Source organism: Vibrio sp. YMD68 (assembly GCF_029958905.1).
Taxonomy (GTDB): domain Bacteria; phylum Pseudomonadota; class Gammaproteobacteria; order Enterobacterales; family Vibrionaceae; genus Vibrio.
Window position 1 is genome coordinate 146,702 of record NZ_CP124614.1, and the last position, 22,064, is coordinate 168,765.

Annotated in this window: 20 protein-coding genes; 17 read left to right on the forward strand and 3 right to left on the reverse strand. The window is 40.4% G+C overall.

Annotated features, from left to right (window positions below; all coding sequences use genetic code 11):
• Nucleotides 1–108: 108 nt before the first annotated feature.
• The 14 genes from QF117_RS06635 (at nucleotide 109) to QF117_RS06700 (ending at nucleotide 13,541) form a co-directional block, all read left to right on the forward strand.
• Nucleotides 109–993, forward strand: a complete 885-nt coding sequence (locus tag QF117_RS06635; RefSeq protein WP_282388295.1) for an NAD(P)-dependent oxidoreductase — start codon at nucleotides 109–111, stop codon at nucleotides 991–993.
• 44 nt (nucleotides 994–1,037) lie between these two features.
• Entirely contained in the window at nucleotides 1,038–1,661 is a 624-nt protein-coding gene (locus QF117_RS06640) for an HAD hydrolase-like protein (RefSeq protein WP_282388296.1), read from the forward strand.
• A 307-nt stretch (nucleotides 1,662–1,968) separates the two neighbouring features.
• Nucleotides 1,969–3,153 (forward strand): hypothetical protein, encoded by a 1,185-nt coding sequence (locus QF117_RS06645; protein WP_282388297.1) that lies wholly within the window; start codon nucleotides 1,969–1,971, stop codon nucleotides 3,151–3,153.
• Between the two features lie 104 nt (nucleotides 3,154–3,257).
• Nucleotides 3,258–4,028 carry a glucose-1-phosphate cytidylyltransferase gene (gene rfbF, locus QF117_RS06650; RefSeq protein ID WP_282388298.1) on the forward strand — a complete coding sequence of 257 codons (771 nt, stop codon included), beginning with the start codon at nucleotides 3,258–3,260 and terminating at the stop codon, nucleotides 4,026–4,028.
• 5 nt (nucleotides 4,029–4,033) lie between these two features.
• Nucleotides 4,034–5,137, forward strand: coding sequence for a CDP-glucose 4,6-dehydratase (gene rfbG, locus QF117_RS06655; protein ID WP_282388299.1), 1,104 nt, complete (start codon nucleotides 4,034–4,036; stop codon nucleotides 5,135–5,137).
• 1 nt (nucleotide 5,138) lies between these two features.
• Complete coding sequence (locus QF117_RS06660; RefSeq protein ID WP_282388300.1) at nucleotides 5,139–5,567, forward strand: dTDP-4-dehydrorhamnose 3,5-epimerase family protein; 429 nt, start codon at nucleotides 5,139–5,141, stop codon at nucleotides 5,565–5,567.
• Between the two features lie 3 nt (nucleotides 5,568–5,570).
• Nucleotides 5,571–6,491 carry an NAD(P)-dependent oxidoreductase gene (locus QF117_RS06665; RefSeq protein WP_282388302.1) on the forward strand — a complete coding sequence of 307 codons (921 nt, stop codon included), beginning with the start codon at nucleotides 5,571–5,573 and terminating at the stop codon, nucleotides 6,489–6,491.
• The gene (locus QF117_RS06670; RefSeq protein WP_282388304.1) at nucleotides 6,492–7,286 is read left to right on the forward strand and encodes a glycosyltransferase family 2 protein; all 795 of its coding nucleotides are present in this window, start codon (nucleotides 6,492–6,494) and stop codon (nucleotides 7,284–7,286) included.
• Nucleotides 7,283–8,287, forward strand: a complete 1,005-nt coding sequence (locus tag QF117_RS06675; RefSeq protein WP_282388306.1) for an NAD(P)-dependent oxidoreductase — start codon at nucleotides 7,283–7,285, stop codon at nucleotides 8,285–8,287. The genes QF117_RS06670 and QF117_RS06675 overlap by 4 nt, the downstream gene beginning before the upstream one ends.
• A complete protein-coding gene (locus QF117_RS06680; protein WP_282388307.1) occupies nucleotides 8,284–9,414 on the forward strand; it encodes a glycosyltransferase in 1,131 nt (376 codons plus the stop codon). Before QF117_RS06675 ends, QF117_RS06680 begins: the two co-directional genes overlap by 4 nt.
• A gap of 1 nt (nucleotide 9,415) precedes the next feature.
• The gene (locus tag QF117_RS06685; RefSeq protein ID WP_282388308.1) at nucleotides 9,416–10,015 is read left to right on the forward strand and encodes a sugar transferase; all 600 of its coding nucleotides are present in this window, start codon (nucleotides 9,416–9,418) and stop codon (nucleotides 10,013–10,015) included.
• A complete protein-coding gene (locus QF117_RS06690; protein ID WP_282388309.1) occupies nucleotides 10,008–10,631 on the forward strand; it encodes an acetyltransferase in 624 nt (207 codons plus the stop codon). Before QF117_RS06685 ends, QF117_RS06690 begins: the two co-directional genes overlap by 8 nt.
• Before the next feature lie 9 nt (nucleotides 10,632–10,640).
• A complete protein-coding gene (locus QF117_RS06695) occupies nucleotides 10,641–11,831 on the forward strand; it encodes a DegT/DnrJ/EryC1/StrS aminotransferase family protein (protein WP_282388310.1) in 1,191 nt (396 codons plus the stop codon).
• Nucleotides 11,832–11,837: 6 nt separating this feature from the next.
• Entirely contained in the window at nucleotides 11,838–13,541 is a 1,704-nt protein-coding gene (locus QF117_RS06700; protein ID WP_282388312.1) for a DUF6044 family protein, read from the forward strand.
• A 257-nt stretch (nucleotides 13,542–13,798) separates the two neighbouring features.
• Here QF117_RS06700 and QF117_RS06705 read toward each other — a convergent pair whose 3' ends face one another.
• Nucleotides 13,799–15,709 (reverse strand): nucleoside-diphosphate sugar epimerase/dehydratase, encoded by a 1,911-nt coding sequence (locus QF117_RS06705; protein WP_282389433.1) that lies wholly within the window; start codon nucleotides 15,707–15,709, stop codon nucleotides 13,799–13,801.
• A gap of 1,095 nt (nucleotides 15,710–16,804) precedes the next feature.
• On the opposite strand from QF117_RS06705, the gene QF117_RS06710 reads away from it, so the two are divergent.
• Entirely contained in the window at nucleotides 16,805–17,545 is a 741-nt protein-coding gene (locus tag QF117_RS06710) for a Wzz/FepE/Etk N-terminal domain-containing protein (RefSeq protein ID WP_282388313.1), read from the forward strand.
• Nucleotides 17,546–17,950: 405 nt separating this feature from the next.
• Here the strand turns inward: QF117_RS06710 and pssA are convergent, their stop codons facing one another.
• Entirely contained in the window at nucleotides 17,951–19,291 is a 1,341-nt protein-coding gene (gene pssA / locus QF117_RS06715) for a CDP-diacylglycerol--serine O-phosphatidyltransferase (RefSeq protein ID WP_282388314.1), read from the reverse strand.
• Between the two features lie 149 nt (nucleotides 19,292–19,440).
• Complete coding sequence (locus tag QF117_RS06720) at nucleotides 19,441–19,872, reverse strand: GNAT family N-acetyltransferase (RefSeq protein WP_282388315.1); 432 nt, start codon at nucleotides 19,870–19,872, stop codon at nucleotides 19,441–19,443.
• A gap of 64 nt (nucleotides 19,873–19,936) precedes the next feature.
• On the opposite strand from QF117_RS06720, the gene murB reads away from it, so the two are divergent.
• On the forward strand, nucleotides 19,937–21,025 hold the full coding sequence (gene murB, locus QF117_RS06725; RefSeq protein WP_282388316.1) for a UDP-N-acetylmuramate dehydrogenase: 1,089 nt from the start codon (nucleotides 19,937–19,939) through the stop codon (nucleotides 21,023–21,025).
• Complete coding sequence (gene birA / locus QF117_RS06730) at nucleotides 21,022–22,059, forward strand: bifunctional biotin--[acetyl-CoA-carboxylase] ligase/biotin operon repressor BirA (RefSeq protein ID WP_282388317.1); 1,038 nt, start codon at nucleotides 21,022–21,024, stop codon at nucleotides 22,057–22,059. The genes murB and birA overlap by 4 nt, the downstream gene beginning before the upstream one ends.
• Nucleotides 22,060–22,064 lie beyond the last annotated feature (5 nt).

Below are 22,064 nucleotides of genomic sequence, written 5' to 3' on the forward strand. Positions count from 1 at the left end.
CTTCATTGTTAATGGTAATTGAAGTGCTCATTAATATAGCGAAAGTACATGATTATGCAGAATAATAGCCTTTGGTTTTCGTAATTAGCTTGGTGGAAGTGAATTTTTATGAAAAAAGTAGTTATATTTGGTGGAAGTGGTTTTCTAGGCTCTTATGTTGCAGATGAGCTATCTAAACGAGGCTTTGATGTGGTTGTCGCAGATGTACAAAAGTCTAAATACTTATTACCGAGCCAAAAATTTCAGTCAATTGATATAATGGATTTAGACCAAATAAAATCTATCATATCGGATGCAAATGTTGTTTACAATTTCGTTGCGATATCTAATTTGGATGACGCGATAGAGAATCCAATTGGTACTATGAGTATAAATGTTATTGGCCACCTAAATATACTCGAAGCTTGTCGAAGCAATGGTGCAATTAAGAGGTTTGTTTATGCAAGTAGTGCATATTCTTTAAGTAATAGTGGGTCATTTTATGGTATAAGCAAACAGTCTAGTGAGAGACTTACGGAAGAGTATTACAAAAGATATGGCCTGAAGTTTACAGTTATTAGGTATGGTTCATTATATGGAGAAAGAGCAAGCCATAATAACTATATTTATAATCTTTTGAATGATGCAATTAAAAGCAAAGTTCTCTCTTACAAAGGGGATGGACAAGATTTGAGAGAATACATTCATGCTGCAGATGCTGCACAACTTTCAGTGGATATTTTGGAAAGCGAAAAGTTCGAAAATCAACACATAATATTAACTGGAACTGAAAGGCTAAAGCGCATTGAATTACTAACGATGATTAACGAAATTATGCAGAACCAACTAACAATAAAACAGGTGGCTGATGAGAATCCTGGTCATTATAAGGTGACACCTTACTCATATAACTCTGTTGTTGCTAAAAAACTGATTGCCAATCCGTATATAGATTTAGGTCAAGGTCTTTTGGAGTGTATCCAAAAAATATATGAAGAGTCCGTAAACGTATAATTTATTATTAAGCTTTATAACTATTTATAATGAGGGGTGTTTAGATGGCAAAGTCTATTTTATGGGATTTTGATGGTGTTATCCTAGATAGTATGAAAATAAAAGGTGATGGATTTCTCAAATTATTCCAGGAATATGACAGCCAGTACCTGACCCAAATAGAGAAATTCCATTATGAAAATGGTGGGGTATCGAGGTTTGATAAAATTAGACACTTTTATGACAATATAATTAGATGTCCAATTACAGAGGATAAAATAAACGAACTGGCAGCGGACTTTGCACACATTATAGAAGAGAAACTGTTTGACAAGAGTAACCTTATCAACGATTCAGTTGATTTCATAGAGAAATACCATAAAAAGTTCGATTTTCATATCGTTTCAGGTGCAGAACATAATGAATTAAATGCTCTTTGTGATCACTTTTCTCTTGCCCAATTTTTTAAGAGCATATCAGGGAGTCCAACTAAAAAAGACATTCTGGTTTGTAATGTTATTAAAAACAACCATTATAGAGTAGAAGATGTTACTTTGGTTGGTGATGCTATGACAGATTATAATGCCGCTGTTATAAATGGAATCAAATTTTTGGGGTATAATAACCCAGATCTTCAGGATTTAGCCGAATATATCCATTCATTTAGAGAGGTTGACTTTGATTGCTAGGCTTATTTCAGACTCGTACGAAAAAAATAAAGAGTCTTTTCATAGCTATATAGATTCAATAAGAGCAGGCTTAGAGTCTGATCTCTATTATGTCCTGAACCCAACGTTGATAAAAAATCCTTTCGTAAGTTGTTTTCCTCTTAGTTACTTCAACAAGAAAGTAAAAAAATTAAATACCTATAAGCTAGCGTATTTTTTTTTGAGGTCTGTCATTAAGTTTTATCTGAAAAATACCTATTTACTAGTTTCTTACTTAATCGCCTATCTACTCTACAAAACTCTCTATAATAACGAATCTACTTACGAAATGACCAATATTATTGATACATTTTTAGTGGTCCCAAAGGTTAACTCGAAAGGTTATTTTAATGATGATTATCTCCCTGGCCTTTATGAATTTTTTGAATCTCGTGGAAAACCGTGTGTTATTATTCCTAGAATCATTGGGGCAGGGAAAAATCCGTTCAAGTTAGTTAATCTCTTTTCGATTATTAAACGTAGTGAAAAAAATATCATTCTAGAATATGAATTTTTGAAGCTGAAAGATTTTATTTATCTATTTACTTTTATTATTCAGTATCCTTTCAAAACCTTAAGGTTGATTCAAGGTGGTGATAGTTTAGATAATAATATTTTCAATATATCATTAGTGAGAGATATTTGTAAGTTTGACTTTGTTAGCTTAACTCGCTATGTGTTAGGGAAAAACTTGGCTAATAGAAAAATAGTTAATGTCTACTCGTGGAGTGAGTTTCAGTCAATTGAAAGGGGGTTTAATTATGCGATAAGGAAGTATAATAATATTAGAATTACAGCGCTGCAATTTTATCTTAATTATGAAACTTATTTTAATAGCTATGTTGATGACTTGGATTATCATCATGGTTCTTCACCTCATAGTATCATGGTAAATGGTGCTATTTATTTAAGAAATCTTCGAAAGGTAAAGTATTCGGTTGGTGTTTCCCTCAGATATTCGGATGTATTTAGTTTCAAAGGTGTATCGAGTAGAAGTAATGTGTTGTTTTTAGGTTCGTATTTAATTGAAGAGACTAAGTTTATGCTGGAAGTAGCGAAATCTTTCGATAAACCTCTTTTCAAAAACCACCCCGCAATTGATATTACTAAACTTGGGACTCTACCAGGTGGTGTTGCTATAACTGAATTAAATATATATACACTTTTTGAGAGCGCTAAGTTAGTCATCGGAACGGCCTCTGGAACTAGTGTCGAAGCCGTTGCTTGTGGAATTCCAGTTGTAATAATTGCTAGCCAGAATAACCTTACAGCAAACCCACTTGTCAACCACGGCAAGGGAGAGATTTGGGATATAGCATACGAAAATAGTGACGTTGAAATTCTTTCTAAGAAGTTGTTAGATTATAGAAATGACAACCCTCAGAGAATAAATCAAATTGCACATTGGTACAGGACAAACTTTTTTGTCAGTCCGATACAAAGCAACATTGCTAGGGCTTTTGATTTGAAATAGCTTCTATAGTTGAGTGCCACTAGAGAAGGGACGTTTACAATTACAAATGGGCTTCCATTGAGACATATAGTAAACTGGCAATAAATAACATAGGAATACAGTGCATGAAGGTATTATTGCTTGCAGGTGGTTTCGGAACTCGCCTTAGTGAAGAGACTGATGTCCGTCCAAAGCCAATGGTTGAAATCGGAGGTAAGCCAATCTTATGGCATATCATGAAGATGTATTCTCAACATGGTTACAATGAATTTGTGATTCTGCTGGGCTACAAGGGTTACTACATTAAAGAATATTTCGCTAATTACTTCCTTCATCAGAGCGACGTAACGATCGATCTTTCAACTAACGAAATGAAGATTCACAAGAATACGTCTGAGCCTTGGACCGTGACTTTGTTAGATACGGGGTTGCACACCATGACTGGTGGGCGAGTTAAGCGAGCTCAGGAAATCGTTGGTAATGAGCCATTTATGCTGACATATGGAGACGGTGTTTCAGACGTTAACATTTCGGGTCTTGTAGAATTCCACAAGTCTCATGGTAAATCGGTCACGATGACGTCTGTACAACCGGACGGTCGATTTGGCGCTTTGGAACTTGATGGCCCCAATGTCACTAACTTCCTCGAAAAACCGAAAGGGGATGGCGCGTGGATTAATGGCGGTTTCTTTGTTTGCGAACCCAAAGTCTTTGATTATATCCAAGATGGAGATCCAACTGTCTTTGAACAAAGCCCTCTGCAAAACCTTGCACTCGATGGCGAGTTAATGGCATACAAGCATCATGGTTTTTGGAAATGTATGGACTCGTTGAATGACAAAAAACATCTTACTGAAATGTTAGAAAACGGCAAAGCTCTCTGGAAATCTTGGTGATTAGTATGTTTAACAATGTATACAAAGGTAAAAAGGTACTCGTTACTGGCCATACTGGTTTTAAGGGCTCTTGGTTGACCACATGGTTGCTTGACCTAGGTGCTGAAGTATGTGGTATCTCAAAAGATATTCCAACTCAGCCATCTATGTTCGAAGAGCTAGGTTTAGAGGGTGATATTCAACATCATATCGCTGATGTGCGTGATTTGGAAACGATTCGCAGCATCATTTTGGATTTCAAGCCTGACTTTCTGTTTCACTTAGCGGCACAGCCTATTGTTTCGCTCTCTTATTCTGACCCTCTAGACACAATTTCAAGCAATGTTATGGGAACCGCAAATGTTCTAGAAGCGTTGAGAGTTGTTGAGCATCAATGTAATGCGGTTATTGTAACCAGCGACAAATGCTATGAAAACATCGAGTGGGTTTGGGGGTATAAAGAAACGGATCACATGGGGGGTAAAGATATCTACAGTGGTTCCAAAGGGGCAGCTGAAGTAATTTTCCATGCTTACCAACAGTCATTTTTCAAAGACCCAGCCAGCAAAGTGCGCTTAGCAACCGGGCGAGCGGGTAACGTGATCGGTGGTGGTGACTGGGCAAGCGACCGCATTGTCGCTGATTGCATGAGAGCTTGGAGCGACAAAAAGCAAGTCGAGATTCGCTGTCCTGATGCAACACGCCCTTGGCAGCATGTATTGGAGCCATTAAGTGGTTATTTGGCTCTAGGTGAGGGCATGGCTTGCAATCCAAATCACCATGGTGAGCAATATAACTTTGGCCCGAGGTCTGAGCAGAATCACACGGTTAAAGACCTTCTAGAACATCTAAGTCAATATTGGCATTTCTCCGATCCAAACGAGGCTTACTTAGTCACGGATCATATCCCCTTCCATGAAGCTGGCCTTCTAAAACTTAATTGTGATAAAGCGTTGTTCCACCTCAAGTGGGAAGCAACCTTGAACTATAAACAGTGCATCAAGATGGTAAGTGAGTGGTATTATGATTTCTATAATACCGCTAGCTCTAATATGAGAGTACTTACTTCGCAACAAATTGCTGATTACTGCCAACATGCTGCTACCCTAAAATTAAAGTGGTCTAAATAACATGCTAGATGGATTGCTCATTACTCCTTTGAAACAAATCTCACATCCTAAAGGTGATATTTTTCACGCGATGAAAAGTTCCGACAGTGGCTATGCGGGCTTTGGTGAAGCGTATTTTTCGGAAGTTAATTTTGGAGAAATTAAAGGCTGGAAGAAGCACACTGAAATGGTGTTAAATTTGGTGGTTCCGGTAGGTAAAATCAAATTCGTTGCTTGCGATGATCGAAATCAATCGAGTACATATGGGCAATTCTATCAAACCGAACTATCTGCAGAGAACTATTGCCGCCTAACAGTACCTCAGGGGGTTTGGCTCGCTTTCCAAGGTACAGGAGAGTCGCGAAACTTATTGCTTAATCTGGCGAGTATTCCCCACGACCCAAATGAGAGTGAAGTCAAACTGCTTCACGACATTAAGTTTGAGTGGTAAGCCATGAATATTCTCGTTACTGGAGGGTTAGGTAACCTTGGTTCTTGGTTAGTACGTGATCTTCTTGATAAGCATACTGTGACAGTGTTGGCGCGAAATGAGCGCCATGTAATCGATCATCCCAATTATCGATTTGTGCAAGCGGATATCACGAAACTGGAGCAGCTGAATTTAACCATCGACTGCTATTACGATGTGTGTATCCATACCGCGAGTTACAATGAACACTTTCAAGCTAACTACGCAAAAGACGCACTACTGATTAATTCATTAGGAACCGAGCTACTATGTCAAGCCCTTGCTAAGCATGGAGTGGGACAATTAGTTTACTTCAGTACTTTTCATGTGTATGGCAAATCAAGTGGGATTGTTGAAGAGTCTACCCCTGTAATCCCTGTGAACGATTACGGGCTGACTCATTATTTTGCAGAAAAATACATTGAAAAGCACCACAGGCAGAGTGGGCTAAACTACGTCATTCTTCGGCTTTCCAACAGCTACGGTTGCCCGACGTTTATAGATTCAGATAAGTGGTACTTGGCGCTTAACGATCTTTGTCACCAAGCTTTCCAGCAGCGACAGATTCAATTAAAGAGTAATGGATTGGCGACAAGGGACTTCATTTGGATGGGAGATGTTGTTGACGTTGTCAGTCGGCTAATTCATTTGTCACAACCGATTAATGATACTTTCAATCTTTCAGCCGGTATATCCTATTCGCTAAATCAGATGGTTGATAGAGTTCAGTTAGCTTACCAACAAGAGTTTGGTGGAGAAGTAACGGTCATGGTTAACGAACAAGACACCACTAAACCCGCTGAATTGTTGGTATCGAATAAGAAGCTTTCCGCCGTGATTACTCATCATTATAGAGACTACATAGCACAAGAAGCGCAAAAAATATTTCAACTATTGGCTAGATAAATGAACGAATCCTCACCTTTGGTCAGTATCGTTATCCCGTTATACAATGCGGAAAACTATATTGAAGAAACCTTACAGTCTGTTTTAAACCAAACGTATAAAAATTATGAAGTTATCGTTGTAGACAACGCTTCTACAGATACGAGTTCGATTACCGTGAACCGAATGGCACAGCAGTTCGAGCGGTTTAAATTGATTCGTTGTGAACAAAACTCAGGCGGCCCTGCATCACCTCGCAATATAGGTATTCGCCACTCACAAGGTGAATTTATCGCCTTCTTGGATTCTGATGATGTGTGGTATCCAGAAAAACTGGAAAAACAGATACAGTATGCGAACACTGAGGGATGTAACTTTCTCTGTTCATCCGCTCGACTTGTTGATGACCATTCTGCTTACTTATCGCCATCACGTAAAAAACCAAACAAATATTACGATGTAAAAGATGAGTTGTATAGCAACCGGGTTGTGACATCAAGCGTATTGGTGAGTCGTTCTCTGTTAGGTGATTTAGAGTTTGATGAATCCCAAGAATTAGTCACGTGCGAAGATTATTTCTTGTGGCTAAACCTACTCAACAAAGCAGAATGTAAATTTATTCACATTGGACAAGAGCTGATCAAGTATCGAGTCTTATCCTCTTCATTGGGGAATGTCGATGGTAAATATCGCTTTGCGATGAAGTATTTACTGGCTTCTGTGAAATTCTTAGTTGAATCCAAATCAAAAGGCTTGGTTCACATTGTGCTGCTGTCTAGCAGTTTGCGTTTTATTAAGTTGGCGCTTTCAAAATGAATAAACGTTCCACTTTCAACTTAGATGGTGTAGATTTAAGCTATGTTAAGGTTCTGGTGACAGGGGCGAGCGGCTATATCGGACGCAACCTAGTTGACCGATTAATTGAACTAAGATGCCAAGTTTCGATTATTACTCGAAATAGAGACAGTTATAATCACGCATATAAAGCGTTAGGCCTTATTGAGTTTGACCTAAGTAACGAACATCAATCTGTTCCAGATCTTTCCGGCTTCGATGTTATATTCAACTGTGCTGGGGAGCTCAAAGATCCAAAAAAAATGCAAGGACTCCACGTGGATGGGACAATGCGCTTGCTGAAGTCGTTGCAAAATCGCGATACGCGCTGGGTCCAGCTAAGTAGTGTTGGTGTGTATGGTCAAAATGTATTTGGTGAGGTAACGGAAGACCATCCGTTTTGCCCTGATGGACCTTATGAAGTAACAAAAGCTGAAGCAGACACGAAAGTTCGTGGCTATTGTTTAAAGAATGATATTCCCTTTTCTATTCTGCGCCCGTCCAATGTATTTTCGCTCGATATGACGAATAAGTCTCTAGAAAAGTGGATAGGGTTAATTCACTCGGGATGGTTTTTTGAATCAAACAAAGCTGAAACCGTGCACTCCAACTATGTACATATAAACAACGTTGTTGATGCATTAGTTCTGTGTGGTTTTCATGAACAAACGGTTAATCAGGACTTTATTGTATCGGACTTTATTACTCAAACTAAGTTCGTCAAAATCGTTTGCGACACTTTGGGTATAACACCACGGCAAAGTAAATATCCTTACCTGGCTATTCTTAAAGTTACTAAATGGGTGTCTAGGCTTACCAGAAATAGTGTGATTGAACGAAAAATTTGCGCTTTGAATACGAGTGTTGTTTATTCGAATGATAAGCTGTTTCATTACACAGATTACACGAATCGAGTGTCACTGGAACAGGGTATTCGAGATTATGTCATGTCACTTAGCGAACAATCTGGCAAACTAAAATGAAAAAAATCGCTTTTGTAACCTCGAACTCTCTTTCAGCGAAAGTGTTTCTTTCTCCTCATCTGAAGTATCTATCTTCAAAATATGAAGTCACTCTGATCTCCAATTTTGATGGCGTTGATATGTCAGATTTTAATAATACTGGTATCGCTCACTTTAAGCATGTTCCAATTTCAAGAGATATATCCCTACTGAGAGATCCTGTTGCCTTCGCCATTCTTTGGTGGCACTTCATAATTCATCGATACCATAGTGTACATAGTATAACGCCTAAAGCAGGTTTGTTAGGCATGTTAGCGGCGAAGTTGAGTTTTGTCCCAAGGCGTTTTCATACGTTCACGGGGCAAGTCTGGGTAACAAAAACTGGTGTATTTAGAGCGCTATTGAAACAGTTGGACGGACTTATTGCTGCATCTACGACGGTGACACTTGCAGATAGTCCATCTCAAGCTGAGTTTTTATTTAGTGAAGGTGTGACTCGATCTGAACCTGAGGTGTTAGCGCGGGGGTCTATTAGTGGTGTTGATACGAAGCGGTTTATATTTAATCCCGCTTCTCGAAAAGAGATTCGCCAGTTGTTGGGTATTAAAGAGATAGATGTTCTATTTTTGTTTCTAGGCCGTTTGTGCCAAGACAAAGGTATTGATGAGCTTATCTCTGCATTCGGTGAATTATCCAAGCAGGATAAAAGAGCACATCTTTTACTCGTTGGGCCAAATGAAGAGAAATATGACGAGCTGTTCTTTAACCATCTTAATAACTCCAATGTGCATCGCGTTGGGTTTACCACTAACCCTGAAGATTATTATAGCGTCAGTGATATCTTCGTATTGCCAAGTTATCGGGAAGGTTTTGGTACTTCAGTATTAGAAGCGGCAGCAGCGGGTTTGCCAGCGATTGCATCATCTATCTACGGACTCAGTGATGCGATTGAGGATAAAAAAACAGGGGTATTGGTGGCTGCTAAAGATGACTTAGCTCTATATAACGTGATGAGAGAAATGGTTGCTAATGAAGAACTGCGTCACAATATGGGACTGGCAGCTTACAAGCGCTCCTGTACAGACTTCGCCCAACAAAGAGTCGTTGAGGCTATGTTAGATTTTTATCTAGAACAAGAAGATAAGTAATATGCTCAAGAGATTGTTTGATGTTTTCGTTTCGGTGTCTGTCTTGATTGTTTTTTCACCGTTGTTCGCTTTTTTGGCATTTAAAGTACGTAGGAACCTTGGCTCGCCAATCTTGTTTGAACAAACTCGCCCAGGGTTAGATGGTCAACCGTTCAAAATGATAAAGTTCAGGACGATGAGAGATGCCGTCGATAAAGAAGGTAATCCTCTTCCTGATTCTGAGCGAATGACTGCTTTTGGTAACAAACTTAGGAACTCTAGTTTGGATGAATTGCCTGAGCTTTGGAATGTACTTAAAGGAGAGATGAGCTTGGTTGGCCCTAGGCCTCTTTTGATGCAGTATTTGCCGCTTTACTCGAAAGATCAAGCGTGCAGACACAACGTTCGGCCTGGTGTGACGGGTTGGGCTCAAATCAACGGACGCAATGCGATTAGTTGGGAAGATAAATTTAAACTCGACACATGGTATGTTGATAATCAGTCCTTTATTCTAGATATCAAGATACTGTTTCTGACGGTAAAAAAGGTACTCGTCAAAGAAGATATTTCGGCGGAAGGGCATGTCACCATTGAGCCATTCAAAGGAAACCGAAATGAGTAGATGCGCGATTTTAGGTGCCAGCGGCCATGGTAAAGTGATTGCGGATATGGTTGAGCTTAGCCAAATCGGTAGTGTTGAGTTTTTTGACGAAAGGTGGCCAGAGTTAACACAAATCGAGAGTTGGTCGGTGGTTGGCGATACGCAGAAGTTACTTTCTTCGCTTAGTGAGTATGATTCTATTTTTGTTGCGATCGGAAACAATCACGTGCGAAAACAAAAGCTGGATTTACTGCTGAAAAATGGCGCTAAACTACCTGCCTTGATACACCCAAGTGCAGTTGTGAGTAAATACTGTGAAATTGGCGATGGCAGTGTGGTTATGGCTCATGCGACGGTTAACCCATTCTCCCGAATAGGTAAAGGGTGTATCATTAACACCTCATCAAGTATCGATCATGATTGTTGGCTTGGCGATGCTGTACATATTAGCCCTGGTGCGCATTTGGCTGGTGGCGTGAACGCTGGTGCATTGAGTTGGCTTGGTATTGGATGTTGTGTAAAGCAGCAAATTTACATTGGTCAGAGAGTTACTGTAGGCGCTGGTGCAACAGTTGTCAGTGATGTTATGGATGATTTGACCGTCATCGGAACCCCAGCAAAACCAGTTATAGAATAGGATTATACAGTGTTAAACACCCCTTTTTCTCCATGGCCACAGTATACGCAAGAAGAGGCGGATGCGGTTAGTCGCGTTTTACTCTCTAATAAGGTGAACTATTGGACGGGTAGCGAGTGCCGAGACTTTGAGAAAGAGTTTGCGAGTTGGATTGGTTGTCAACACGCGGTAACTCTCGCCAATGGGACATTGGCTTTAGATGTGGCACTAAAGGCATTAGGTGTTCAAGCTGGTGATGAAGTGATTACAACACCTAGAACATTTCTGGCTTCAGCTTCTTCGATTGTAACCTCAGGTGCTATCCCTATTTTCGCTGATGTTGATCTGAATAGTCAGGCCATATCAGCAACAACTATCGAACCTGTACTGACCTCTAAAACAAAAGCGGTGATTGTCGTTCACCTTTCAGGTATGCCAGCTGAAATGGATGACATCATGGCATTGTCCGAAAAACATGGATTCTATGTGATAGAAGATTGCGCGCAGGCACATGGCGCTAAGTACAAAGGAAAAAGCGTTGGTACCATTGGTCATATTGGAGCTTGGTCATTCTGCCAAGATAAAATTATGACTACCGGTGGTGAAGGTGGGATGGTGACTACTAATGATGAACAGCTTTGGCAACGGATGTGGTCGTACAAAGATCATGGTAAAAGCTACGATGCGATCTATAGCCAAGAGCACCCACCTGGTTTCCGTTGGCTGCATTATAGCTTTGGTACCAACTGGCGAATGACTGAAATGCAAGCGGTTATTGGCCGGATCCAATTGAAGCGAATGCATTTCTGGACACTAAAAAGGCAGGAGAATGCCAATAAGATCTCTGGGGCGATCTCTGAGTTTGATTTAGTCAGGCTGGTGAACGTGCCGGAGCACATTGAACACGCGCAATATAAGTATTATTTCTTTGTTAGGCCTGAACAATTAGCTTCGGGATGGACACGAGATCGTATCGTGGAGGAAGTCTCCAACCGCGGTGTTCCTATTTATCAAGGAAGTTGTTCTGAGGTTTACTTAGAAAAGGCATTTGATAACACCTCTTGGCAACCAGAAACGAGATTAAGAAATGCCAGAGAATTAGGTGAGACAAGTTTAATGCTATTAGTACACCCAACACTTAAGGATGACGAAATTGAAAAGACTTGCAGTGTTCTCAGAGCCGTTCTATCGAGAGCTATAGCACCAAAGTTACTAGGTTGATTATATATGATTCATAGTTTTAAAAATAGATTACCTTGCAGGTTGGAAATTAGTTTCGTTCAAGCATTGGGGCTTGGCGTGCTTTTTATATTGGGAACTTATTTATTACCCCGACTTATTTTGGGTGGAGACTCTTATCTAATAGGGCATGACTTTTTAGACTCTGCCTTTTTAGACTTAATACATGTAGCAAACTATTCACTGAATCCCAATGAGACTGGTCTGATCGAGCAGGTAATGAATGGAATGCCTCGATATTTTTTACCATCCGGGGCCAATGTAACAGTATGGTTGTTAATGGTATTTGAACCTTATACGGCTATTACTATTGCTGAGCTCATAGTGCGATTGGTTGGACTGATTGGTATGCTTCTTCTTTTGGATGAGTATGTAATCAAAGGTCGCATGTGGATATCGCTTGGTGTTGCAATTTGTTTCGCACTATTGCCATACTATAGTGTTTTTGGAGTGTCGGTATCAGGGCAACCTATATTAGCTTGGAGTTTTTTAAACTTAGTTAATAAGCGTAAGACAATACTGAGCCTATTATTGATTGCATCGTTTCCTTTTTATTCCTCCCTAGCTCTTGTGGGAGTGTTCTTCATCAGTGTATTGATGCTTTTCATATTTGGATATGCATTGTTGCATAAGCGGCTACCCTACTTCTTTATTTTAGGGTTAGTTTTATTGTCCCTATCTTATATTTATGTTAACTATCAACTCATTTCCTATACGTTATCAGAAAACAGCATCCCTTCACATCGGGAATCTTTTGACTTATGGTATCTTAGCAAGCCTTTCTCTGGCTCTTTGGAGTTGGCTTTTTCTATGTTTACTGAAGGGCAGTACCATGCTGCTAGTAAACACTTACCTATTTTAGTATTCTCGGTTGTTGCTCTATGTTTGAACGCACGTAGGCAATCACCATATAAGAAATCAATTGGATTGCTTCTTGGAATATGCGCTCTGATTTCTCTGATTTATGGGTTGTGGTATTGGAATGGGATTATCTTTTTAAAAGAGAGTTTTTCGATTCTTTCTTCTTTTAATTTTAGCCGCTTTCACTTCCTTACCCCAATGATTTGGTTTGCTATTTTTGCAATGTCGCTGGCTCTGCTTCCAAAAGGTAGACTATTTGTATTTGTAATTACCGTGTGTTTAGGGGGGCAGTTAGCTTATCAGTTTTGGGGTGGTAAAAATGAAATCAAAATTAACGCTAAGCTTGCCATCTATGAACTTTTAGGTCGTGATGTCTTACACAGCTCATTTAATTATACTTTTGAAGAAGATTTGTATGAGACAGTGCAAGAGAAAATAGGTCGACCTCAAAGTGATTATCGGGTGGTGAGTATTGGTTTTGATCCCGCAGTCTCTCAGTTTAACGGGTTTTATACACTAGATGGATATTTTGTTATTTATCCCTTAGATTATAAGAATGATTTTAGAAGAATAATTAGTGATGAGCTTGAAGTAACCCCCAATCTTAAAGAATATTATGATAAATGGGGATCTCGTTTTTATATATTTACTAGACCACCCCAAAATGGAAAACTTTATAATCTGGATTTGAACTTTCATGAGTTAAAAAAGATGGGAGGGGAATACATTTTTTCAGCATATGAAATTGTTGATAATCCAAACGTACAATTAATTGAATTATTGATAAGCCCAATAAGCCAGAGGAAGTTTTATCTTTATTCCGTTGAGTAACTACGGAGGTTTCCCTCTTGCTGAAAAAAGGACAGGGGGCTAATAGTTAGAAACTGCCCCGTATTTATGGGAAGAGTATCGCCCAGCTGTTACTCTTCCATTCATTCCTTCTTTTGTAAACGCCCCATGGTATAAAAATTCGATATACATCAATCTCTCGGATTCGTATACATTGGTAAGATCGTTCAATTGATCCGCCGGTTAAATTCTTAACTGATTGGCATTACCTTGCTAAGAGCCTTTACTGTAATCAGAATCTAAATCACTTGCTGAGCTTTCCAAACCAGATCGCCAATACCATCTGTAGGGTTAAAATCGGTTGGTGCGTCAAGCAATAGCTGACGAATCTGAGTATGATCAAAGTCATGACAAGCAACATCAAGTGAATCTATTAACTGAGCATATTCTTCAATAGGTAAGAATTTCTCATTGGCGGTAAGAATTCGCTCATGTGCCGTTTTACCTACATCCTCACCAATCAATAGTTCTTCGAAAAGTTTCTCTCCAGGACGAAGCCCTGAAAATTCAATGGAAATATCACCATATGGGTTTTCTTCATTTTTAATTAGAAGACCTGACAATTGAATAAGATTTTCTGCTAAATCAGTGATTTTAACTGGATCACCCATATCTAGAACAAATACGTCACCACCTTTGCCCATTGCTCCAGCTTGAATAACCAACTGGGCTGCTTCGGGGATTGTCATAAAGTATCGAATAATATCAGGGTGGGTTACAGTAACTGGGCCTCCTTTTTCTATCTGCTTTTTAAACAATGGTATGACTGAACCTGAAGAGCCTAGTACATTGCCAAAGCGTACCATACAAAAGCGGGTACCATTTTTCTTTGAGTTTTCCTGTTCAGCTAGAGCTTGCAAGCCTAATTCAGCAATCCTCTTTGTGGTTCCCATAACATTAGTTGGACGCACGGCTTTATCAGTAGAGATTAGGACAAAGGATTCAACCTTAGCTTCAATTGCAGCATTCGCAGTGTAATAAGTACCAAACACATTATTTCTTACACCCTCAACAACGTTATACTCGACAAGCGGGACATGCTTATATGCAGCCGCGTGGTATACAGTGTTAACTTTGAAGCTATTCATTACTGTTGATAGACGGTGAACTCGCTGAACAGACCCCAATAAAGGGATAATTTCAGTAGTTAAGTTCTCCTTTTTTGCAAGAGTTAACAACTCTCGCTCGATCTGATATAAACCAAATTCTGAAATTTCAAAAAGCACTAATACTGTAGGTTGATTTATCAAAATTTGACGACACAGTTCTGAACCGATCGAGCCTCCGGCTCCTGTGACCATTACTACTTTATTTTTGATGTTTGATTCCATTAAGGCTTGTTGTGGCGCTACAGAATCACGGCCAAGTAAATCTTCGATAGGGACATCTTTAAGTTCATCAATTTGAGCCTTTCCTTCCACAATATCTTGCATGTCAGGAACCGTCAAAACCTCTGCGGGCAGGTGTACAAGAGAATCTAAAATTTCTTTTCGCCGAGCCCTTGATGCACTTGGGACTGCAAGTAGAACTTGGCTAATTTTATGTTTTTCAACAAGGTTATCAGCCCTTGTTATACCATTAACCTTCAGCCCCATCATAATGGTATTTTCTAATGTTGAATCTTCATCAATAAAAGCAATAACCCTATGAGTTTCCGAGGTTCTTAAAGCAAAGGCTAGTTGACGCCCTGCTGAACCAGCGCCATATATAAGAACATTTCGCTTCCCTTTACTACCTACCTGAGCGACCAACACTCTAACAGTTAACCTTGAACCGCCACTAAGTATACAAAGAAAGGCTCCATAAATAATAGGAACTGACCTTGGGATCGTTGTATCCAAATAAAATGCTAAAACAGCCACCGTAACAGTTGATATAGCAGTGCCAAGGCTAAGAACCGCAAGAGCATGAAACGTTAAATAACGAAGGATGGCTCTATACAAGCCTAGTTTAATATAAGCGAAAATAGTGATTAGCACTGTGCCTAGCACTACATAACGAGTTGATACATCATCTAAGGACTTAATATGCCCAATTCGAGTCCAGTACGCTGCATAAAACGAACCTATGATAAATACTATATCGAAAAAAATACTTATTATTCGTTTGTTAAAACGAGATAATTTCCAGAAAAAATCAAGCCTAGCCATTTTTACTTCTCTTAATAAACTAACTCTAGTATTATACTGTTGTAAAGACATACTGTCTTTACAAAAGACAGCGCTTCATGCTCACGGCAATGGTTTTTACATAGTGATTATTACCATTTTTCTTAGAGTTTTTAAAACGCCTTGTACCATCGCGTTCCTTTTTTATCATAAAAGAGCTCTCTAACTTTACTATCAAGCTGCTTGTCGCGCTCGGTTGCGTTGAGTGACTTTATGCTGGTTATCAATCCAACAATAAAACTCACTTAGAGAAACCCCGCACACCTTAGCCTTACGGATGATCCTATATTACATCAGGTGTTCGAGTATAAACTCTTAACAATCTACTTTAGATTTTTCGCGAAATAGGTGGCGGCCTTTTTACTATATCCAACTCTTTAGCTTACTCTGCCAATAATCATTTGAGTTTGGCATTGTCAGTGGCGAGTTCTCATTGCTGATCTTCGCATCTCTTTTTTGACGGCTTTACGCAACTCATAGATTTAAGATTCATATAACGATACTGTCGTGCGGCAGCAGAGACGCCGACTTTATCTTCTAAACTTAAACGCTTCGGCTTTAAATTAGGAGCATGTTTGATTCTTATTCTCTTACTTATCATTGTTCACTTCGTTAGTGATTGTACTCACTTAACTCTGTATCCAAAACTTATGGTGCAGATTACGAGTAATAAGACACTCCGTTCAGGGTACTCAGTATTCGTCGAGCGACTGACGCAGCTTCCTTAAGAGCATAATATGGAAATTAGAATGAGGCGAAAAGTAATTGTCGTGATAATGCGATTGCCCAGAACGTTTTTTCACAGCTAAAAAGAGACAGAATGAAGAGAAAGATATATAAAATACGTAACAAATCACGATCTGAAATTTTCGACAACATTGAATGCTTCTATAACCCGAAGCCAAATCATGGTACAAATGGTGGACTGTAACCAAATGTATGAAAGGCAGTATTTTCATCAATGTAAACGTGTGTTTAGTTCTGGGGTTTTACCATTGGCGCTTACCCTATTTCTTGTGATACTATCAATTACATTTAACAATGTTTTTATTGCCAATTGCTTTTGAAGGAATAATCATGCACGGCCACCCCTCTAAAAAGGCAGTTTCTAATGCCCCTTCTCCACGAGTTCCAAGTTATTTCTTGTCTAATGACGAACTTGATGTGAACAAAATAATTAAGGCTTTTTGGGCTGGAAAGTTCGTTATTTTGGTTTCTGCTTTGTTGTTTGGACTTTTAGCTACAGTCTATGCCTTTAATAAACCCAATGTATATCGCTCTAGTGCAACTGTTATGACTCTATACGATCCTCATTTTTTTGCTGAACTTCAAGGCAATTATTTAGGGACAAGAGATTTATCGATGGAACTGAAAGTTGCCCCAGAAAATATTTTGTCCGACGTTTCATTTAGTCGTGATAATCGCAATGGTCTTTATATTGTGTCAAAAGAGTCGACTGATCCTGAAGAAGCATTTCTTGCCGTTTCTAAATTCACTAAAGAAGTGAACAAAACGTACAAAAATCAGCAACTTGAAGGCTTGAATATTACAGTTGGAGTAACTAAGAAATTGCTGAAGGCTCAGGATGGAGCTGTGGCTAGTAAGCTTACAGACTTGCACGCAACGCAACTCTTCAAACAAGCTATATTACAAAATCCCGAATCAAAGCTCGTCGCAGTAGTTTCTGCGCCGACAAAGCCTTCATCTCCAATTCAACCTCGACGTAAGTTTATGGTTGCTTTAGGTATATTGGTAGGAGGAGGGATAGGGGTTGCTATAGTCCTACTACGATTCATCTTTCGTAGAGAAGAACGCTAAAGAATTCTCTAAAAATCAGGCCTGATTTTGAAACGGGCAACGTGTAGTTTTAGCTGAAATAAGGCGAAATTAAACGAACTTACGCCTTACTATTATCTTCATACCCTTCTCAGTAAACTATCGTACGCAGAGACGATAGAAGAGAGCAAAGCGCAAATCTAACCAAGGCCTAACGGCTTTGGTTCAATCCTCCGATACGCTGAGCAATTGGCGCTTACGATAAGTCCACTACTTGCTAAAAAAGACTATTTTGGTATGGAGTATATCGAGAGTGGTAAGATTTTCCCCCAGAGCGGGAAAACCGAAAGCAAAGAAATACCCCAATAAAAAGAAAGCCAGTCAGCTTAACTGGCTGGCATTACCCAATAGGGAGTTTTTTTCAAACATTGAGCTTCTGGTTTGAGATTACAATATCTGCTTCAACACCCGATCCGCTTTAACGCGCATAATCTTGCGAATCAGTTTCTGAACAGGATCTGGGTAGTGCTCTATCTTTTCAAGTTGGCGATAAGCACAAATCATTTCGGTGTGTTGTAAGATGTTCTCTACTTCCAACTCAAATTGTTCAGTGAGGTGATTATAGTGGTCTTGAATCAGAATCGCGTTTTCAAGATCGAGATTCCAGGCTCTTGGGTTGAGGTTGTTGCCTGTGAGCAGCATGTAACGCTTATCGACCCAAATCCCTTTTAAGTGGAAGCTGTTGCTGTCGTGCTTCCATAAGTTAATAGAAAGCTGTCGGCTCGCAATATGCGCTTCATTAGCTTTAGCAAAGCGGCGAAGGTTCATTTCATACAGATAAGGCAGCCCACCAATGGTTTTGAACGCCTCTTCTGGTGAAATGTAGAAATCATTTGCGGTTTTATCACCCACCACAATCGTTACTTTTACACCGCGTTTGATCGCTTTTTTAACTTCTTTTGCCACACTGCGTGGAAAGTTGAAGTAAGGCGTGCAGATGAATATTTCATCTTTGGCGGCAGCCAGTAATTGATTGATGCTATTGTTTAGTCTATTACGTCGCTTCCCCACGCCGACTAAAGGGGTAATGGCAATCTGTTCATTACTGACAGGTTGGTGTTCAAATTCATATTTGGCCTGGGCGAGTAACGCACGCAACTGACGAATTTCAACTTTAATATCTTTGGTTGCCGGTTTTTCATCACTAGCAAGATTGTTGACTGCTGGGTGGTCGATGAGCGATTCGCGTATAAAGCGCACCATGCTGTCAGCTAGCGCAGGTTGTTTCAATACATGGTAGCGGTCAAATCGGTAACGATCTTGATAATGCAGGTAGATGTTATTTAAGCTTGCGCCGCTATAAATCACTTCATCATCAATAATAAATCCTTTTAAATGCAAAACCCCAAACACTTCTCGGCCGCGAACAGGAACGCCATACACAGGAATCTTATGTTCATATTGTTCAGCAAAAGATTGGTACATGGCTGCATTGGTTTCAGAAGGGGCAGCGCCAATTAACCCACGCTGTGCTCGGTGCCAATCGACACACACATTGATTTCTAGATCTGGGTTTTTCTGTTTGGCTTTATACAGCTCAGTTAAGATCTCACGACCGGCTTCATCATCCTCTAAATAAAGAGCAACAAGGTAAATCCGTTTGCTTGCCTCTTGAATCGCTTTTACTATGCGAGTTCTAAACGCTTGCGCTGAATACAGAACGCTAAAATTTTCAGGCTCTAGTGCAAGGGTTGGCAGTCGATTGAATGGATTCCTATTGACCATCATGTTGGATGTATCACCTTAATCGTTAACAAGTTGAGGTATGCCCTCTTAAATATAGAGCATCATAAACTGGGCGAAAAAATGCAAAAAACTGCAAGAGACGAATATTACCAAACTTAATCTATCGTTGACCAGTAAAGGCGCATAGTTGCTTAATTATCAACCTGAAACTGCATAGGAATGAGACTTCGGCCACTATTCACATACCGTTGGTAAAGATTTTTAAGGCAATTGGGCATTTCATCCAGGGCAACAACTTCAAATTGATGAGCGCGGTAAAAGCCTTCTAGGTGGTCGTATGCAAAACAAAAGTCATTACTCGTCAGCTCATTGTCTTGGCAATAGTTGAGTAGAGCATGGCCGACACCTTGTTCGCGCTGCTCTGGAATCACCAGCATCCCAGTGAGTAGGCGGTATTGCTCTATCGTGCGAAATCGAACCATCGCAATAATAGAGCTGCGGTTTGAGGCCGTAATAATGTGTTCATCTTTTTTGGCTTTTCCTGAAGGGTAGTGAACCTTGTAGAGTTTATTGACCAGGGGGACTTTAATTGCCGGGAGAACCGCGATTGTCAGCTCACTCATTATGACCTTCCTCTTATCTAATCGTACCGTTGTCATGTAGAATAGTGGCAGTTTAAGTTACTCGATGAAGCCCATGCAATCTCTATCTAACGCCAATCTTGGCTCTTACCATACTTTTGCCATTGAGCAATATTGCGATCACCTCGTTGAAGTGAGTACGCAACAGCAACTATTGGATGTCTATCAATCAGCCGAGTGGCATGCCTTACCGAAGCTGATGTTAGGTAAAGGCAGCAATATGTTGTTTACCGAGTGTTATAAAGGTGTGGTGGTGGTCAGTCGGTTGATGGGCATCGAAGTTCGCGAATCAGAGTCTGCGTATCATTTGCATGTTAACGGTGGGGAAGATTGGCCAGCGCTGGTTAAGTGGTGTGTCGAACAAGGTTATGATGGATTAGAAAACCTCGCGTTGATCCCTGGCTGTTCAGGCTCTGCACCGATTCAAAACATCGGAGCCTATGGCGTGGAGTTTAAAGATATCTGTGAATATGTGGACATATTGTGCCTGGAAAGCCATCAAATAAAGCGCCTCAGTGCCAAAGAGTGTTTGTTCGGCTACCGTGATTCCATCTTTAAACATCAGTGGTATAAAAAGGCGGTGGTTGTCGCCGTTGGGCTAGAGCTTGTCAAAAACTGGCAGCCTAATATTGGTTATGGCCCACTAAAAGGCTTTGATAAAGCCACGGTTACCGCCAAGCAAATCTTTGAGCGTGTCAGTCAGGTTCGATTGGAAAAGCTCCCAAACCCGGAAGACGTTGGAAATGCAGGCAGTTTTTTCAAAAACCCAATCGTGACTCAATCGCACTTTGAATCTCTACAGGAACGCTTTCCAGAGATAGTGGCTTACCCTGCCGCAGATGAACAAGGCAACCCAGCGATGAAAGTCGCAGCAGGGTGGTTGATCGATCAATGTGGGTTGAAAGGAGCCATGGTTGGTGGCGCTCAAGTGCACCCGAATCAGGCTTTGGTGATTGTGAATGCCAATAACGCCACCGCTGATGATGTGGTGCTACTCGCAGCAAAAGTGCGTCAGAGCGTCTGTGAGCGATACAATATTGAATTAGAACATGAAGTGCGGTTTATGGATGCCAATGGCGAGACGAACTTAAAGGCAATTCTACAGCGCAAAGGCTTATTGGAGAGGCAGGCATGAAAGAGCATCGAGTAAAACTGGCGATATTGCAGACCTTGTCTCAAGGTGGCTTTCATTCTGGTCAAGATCTTGGAGAGCGGTTAGGCATTTCACGAGCGGCAATCAGCAAACATATTAAAGGCATTCAAGCGTGGGGTGTCGATGTCTTCAGTGTGCAAGGCAAAGGCTACCAGCTGTCTAAACCGATGCAGTTACTGGATGAGGCATTACTCAAGTCTCAGGTAACGACACCACTGGAGCTGGTTCCGATCATCGATTCAACCAATCAATATCAGCTCGATAGAGTGGATCAGTTGCAATCAGGGTCGGTGTGTATCGCTGAATATCAAGCCAAAGGACGTGGTCGTCGTGGCCGCGAATGGGTCTCGCCGTTTGGCAGTAATCTCTATCTCTCTATTTATTGGCGATTAGATGCGGGTATGGCAGCAGCGATGGGGCTGAGTCTCGTTGTGGGTGTTGCTATTGTTGAAGCCTTGGAAAAAATCGGTATTGATGGCGTAAAACTCAAGTGGCCGAACGATCTTTACTTTGAGGATAAAAAACTGGCGGGTATTTTGGTTGAAATGTCTGGTCAAGCAGGCGCGGCAGCTAACCTTGTGATCGGTATGGGCATTAACCTGAATATGGTCAATGATGGTAGCCATAACCACAGCGACAACCACAATCATAGCCAAAACCATCACCAAGAAGTGACCCAAAAAATAACACAACCCTGGGTCAGTTTATCAGAGGTGTGTGATGCTCAATCTCATTCTCAAACTTTTGACCGAAATGATCTGGCGGTTACTTTGGTCAACACCTTGCAAAGTACATTAAACGATTATGAGTTGTATGGGATGACAGGGTTCGTTGAACGCTGGAACCGCTTAGACAACTATTTAGGCCGTAAGGTGAAGCTGATTATGGGCTCACGTGTAATTGAAGGTATATCGAAAGGTATCGATGCCCAAGGAGCAGTACTGCTTGAAACCGAGCAGGGCGTTGAGCGCTTTATTGGTGGTGAAATTTCATTACGCAATAATGAAACACCGTAAAATAT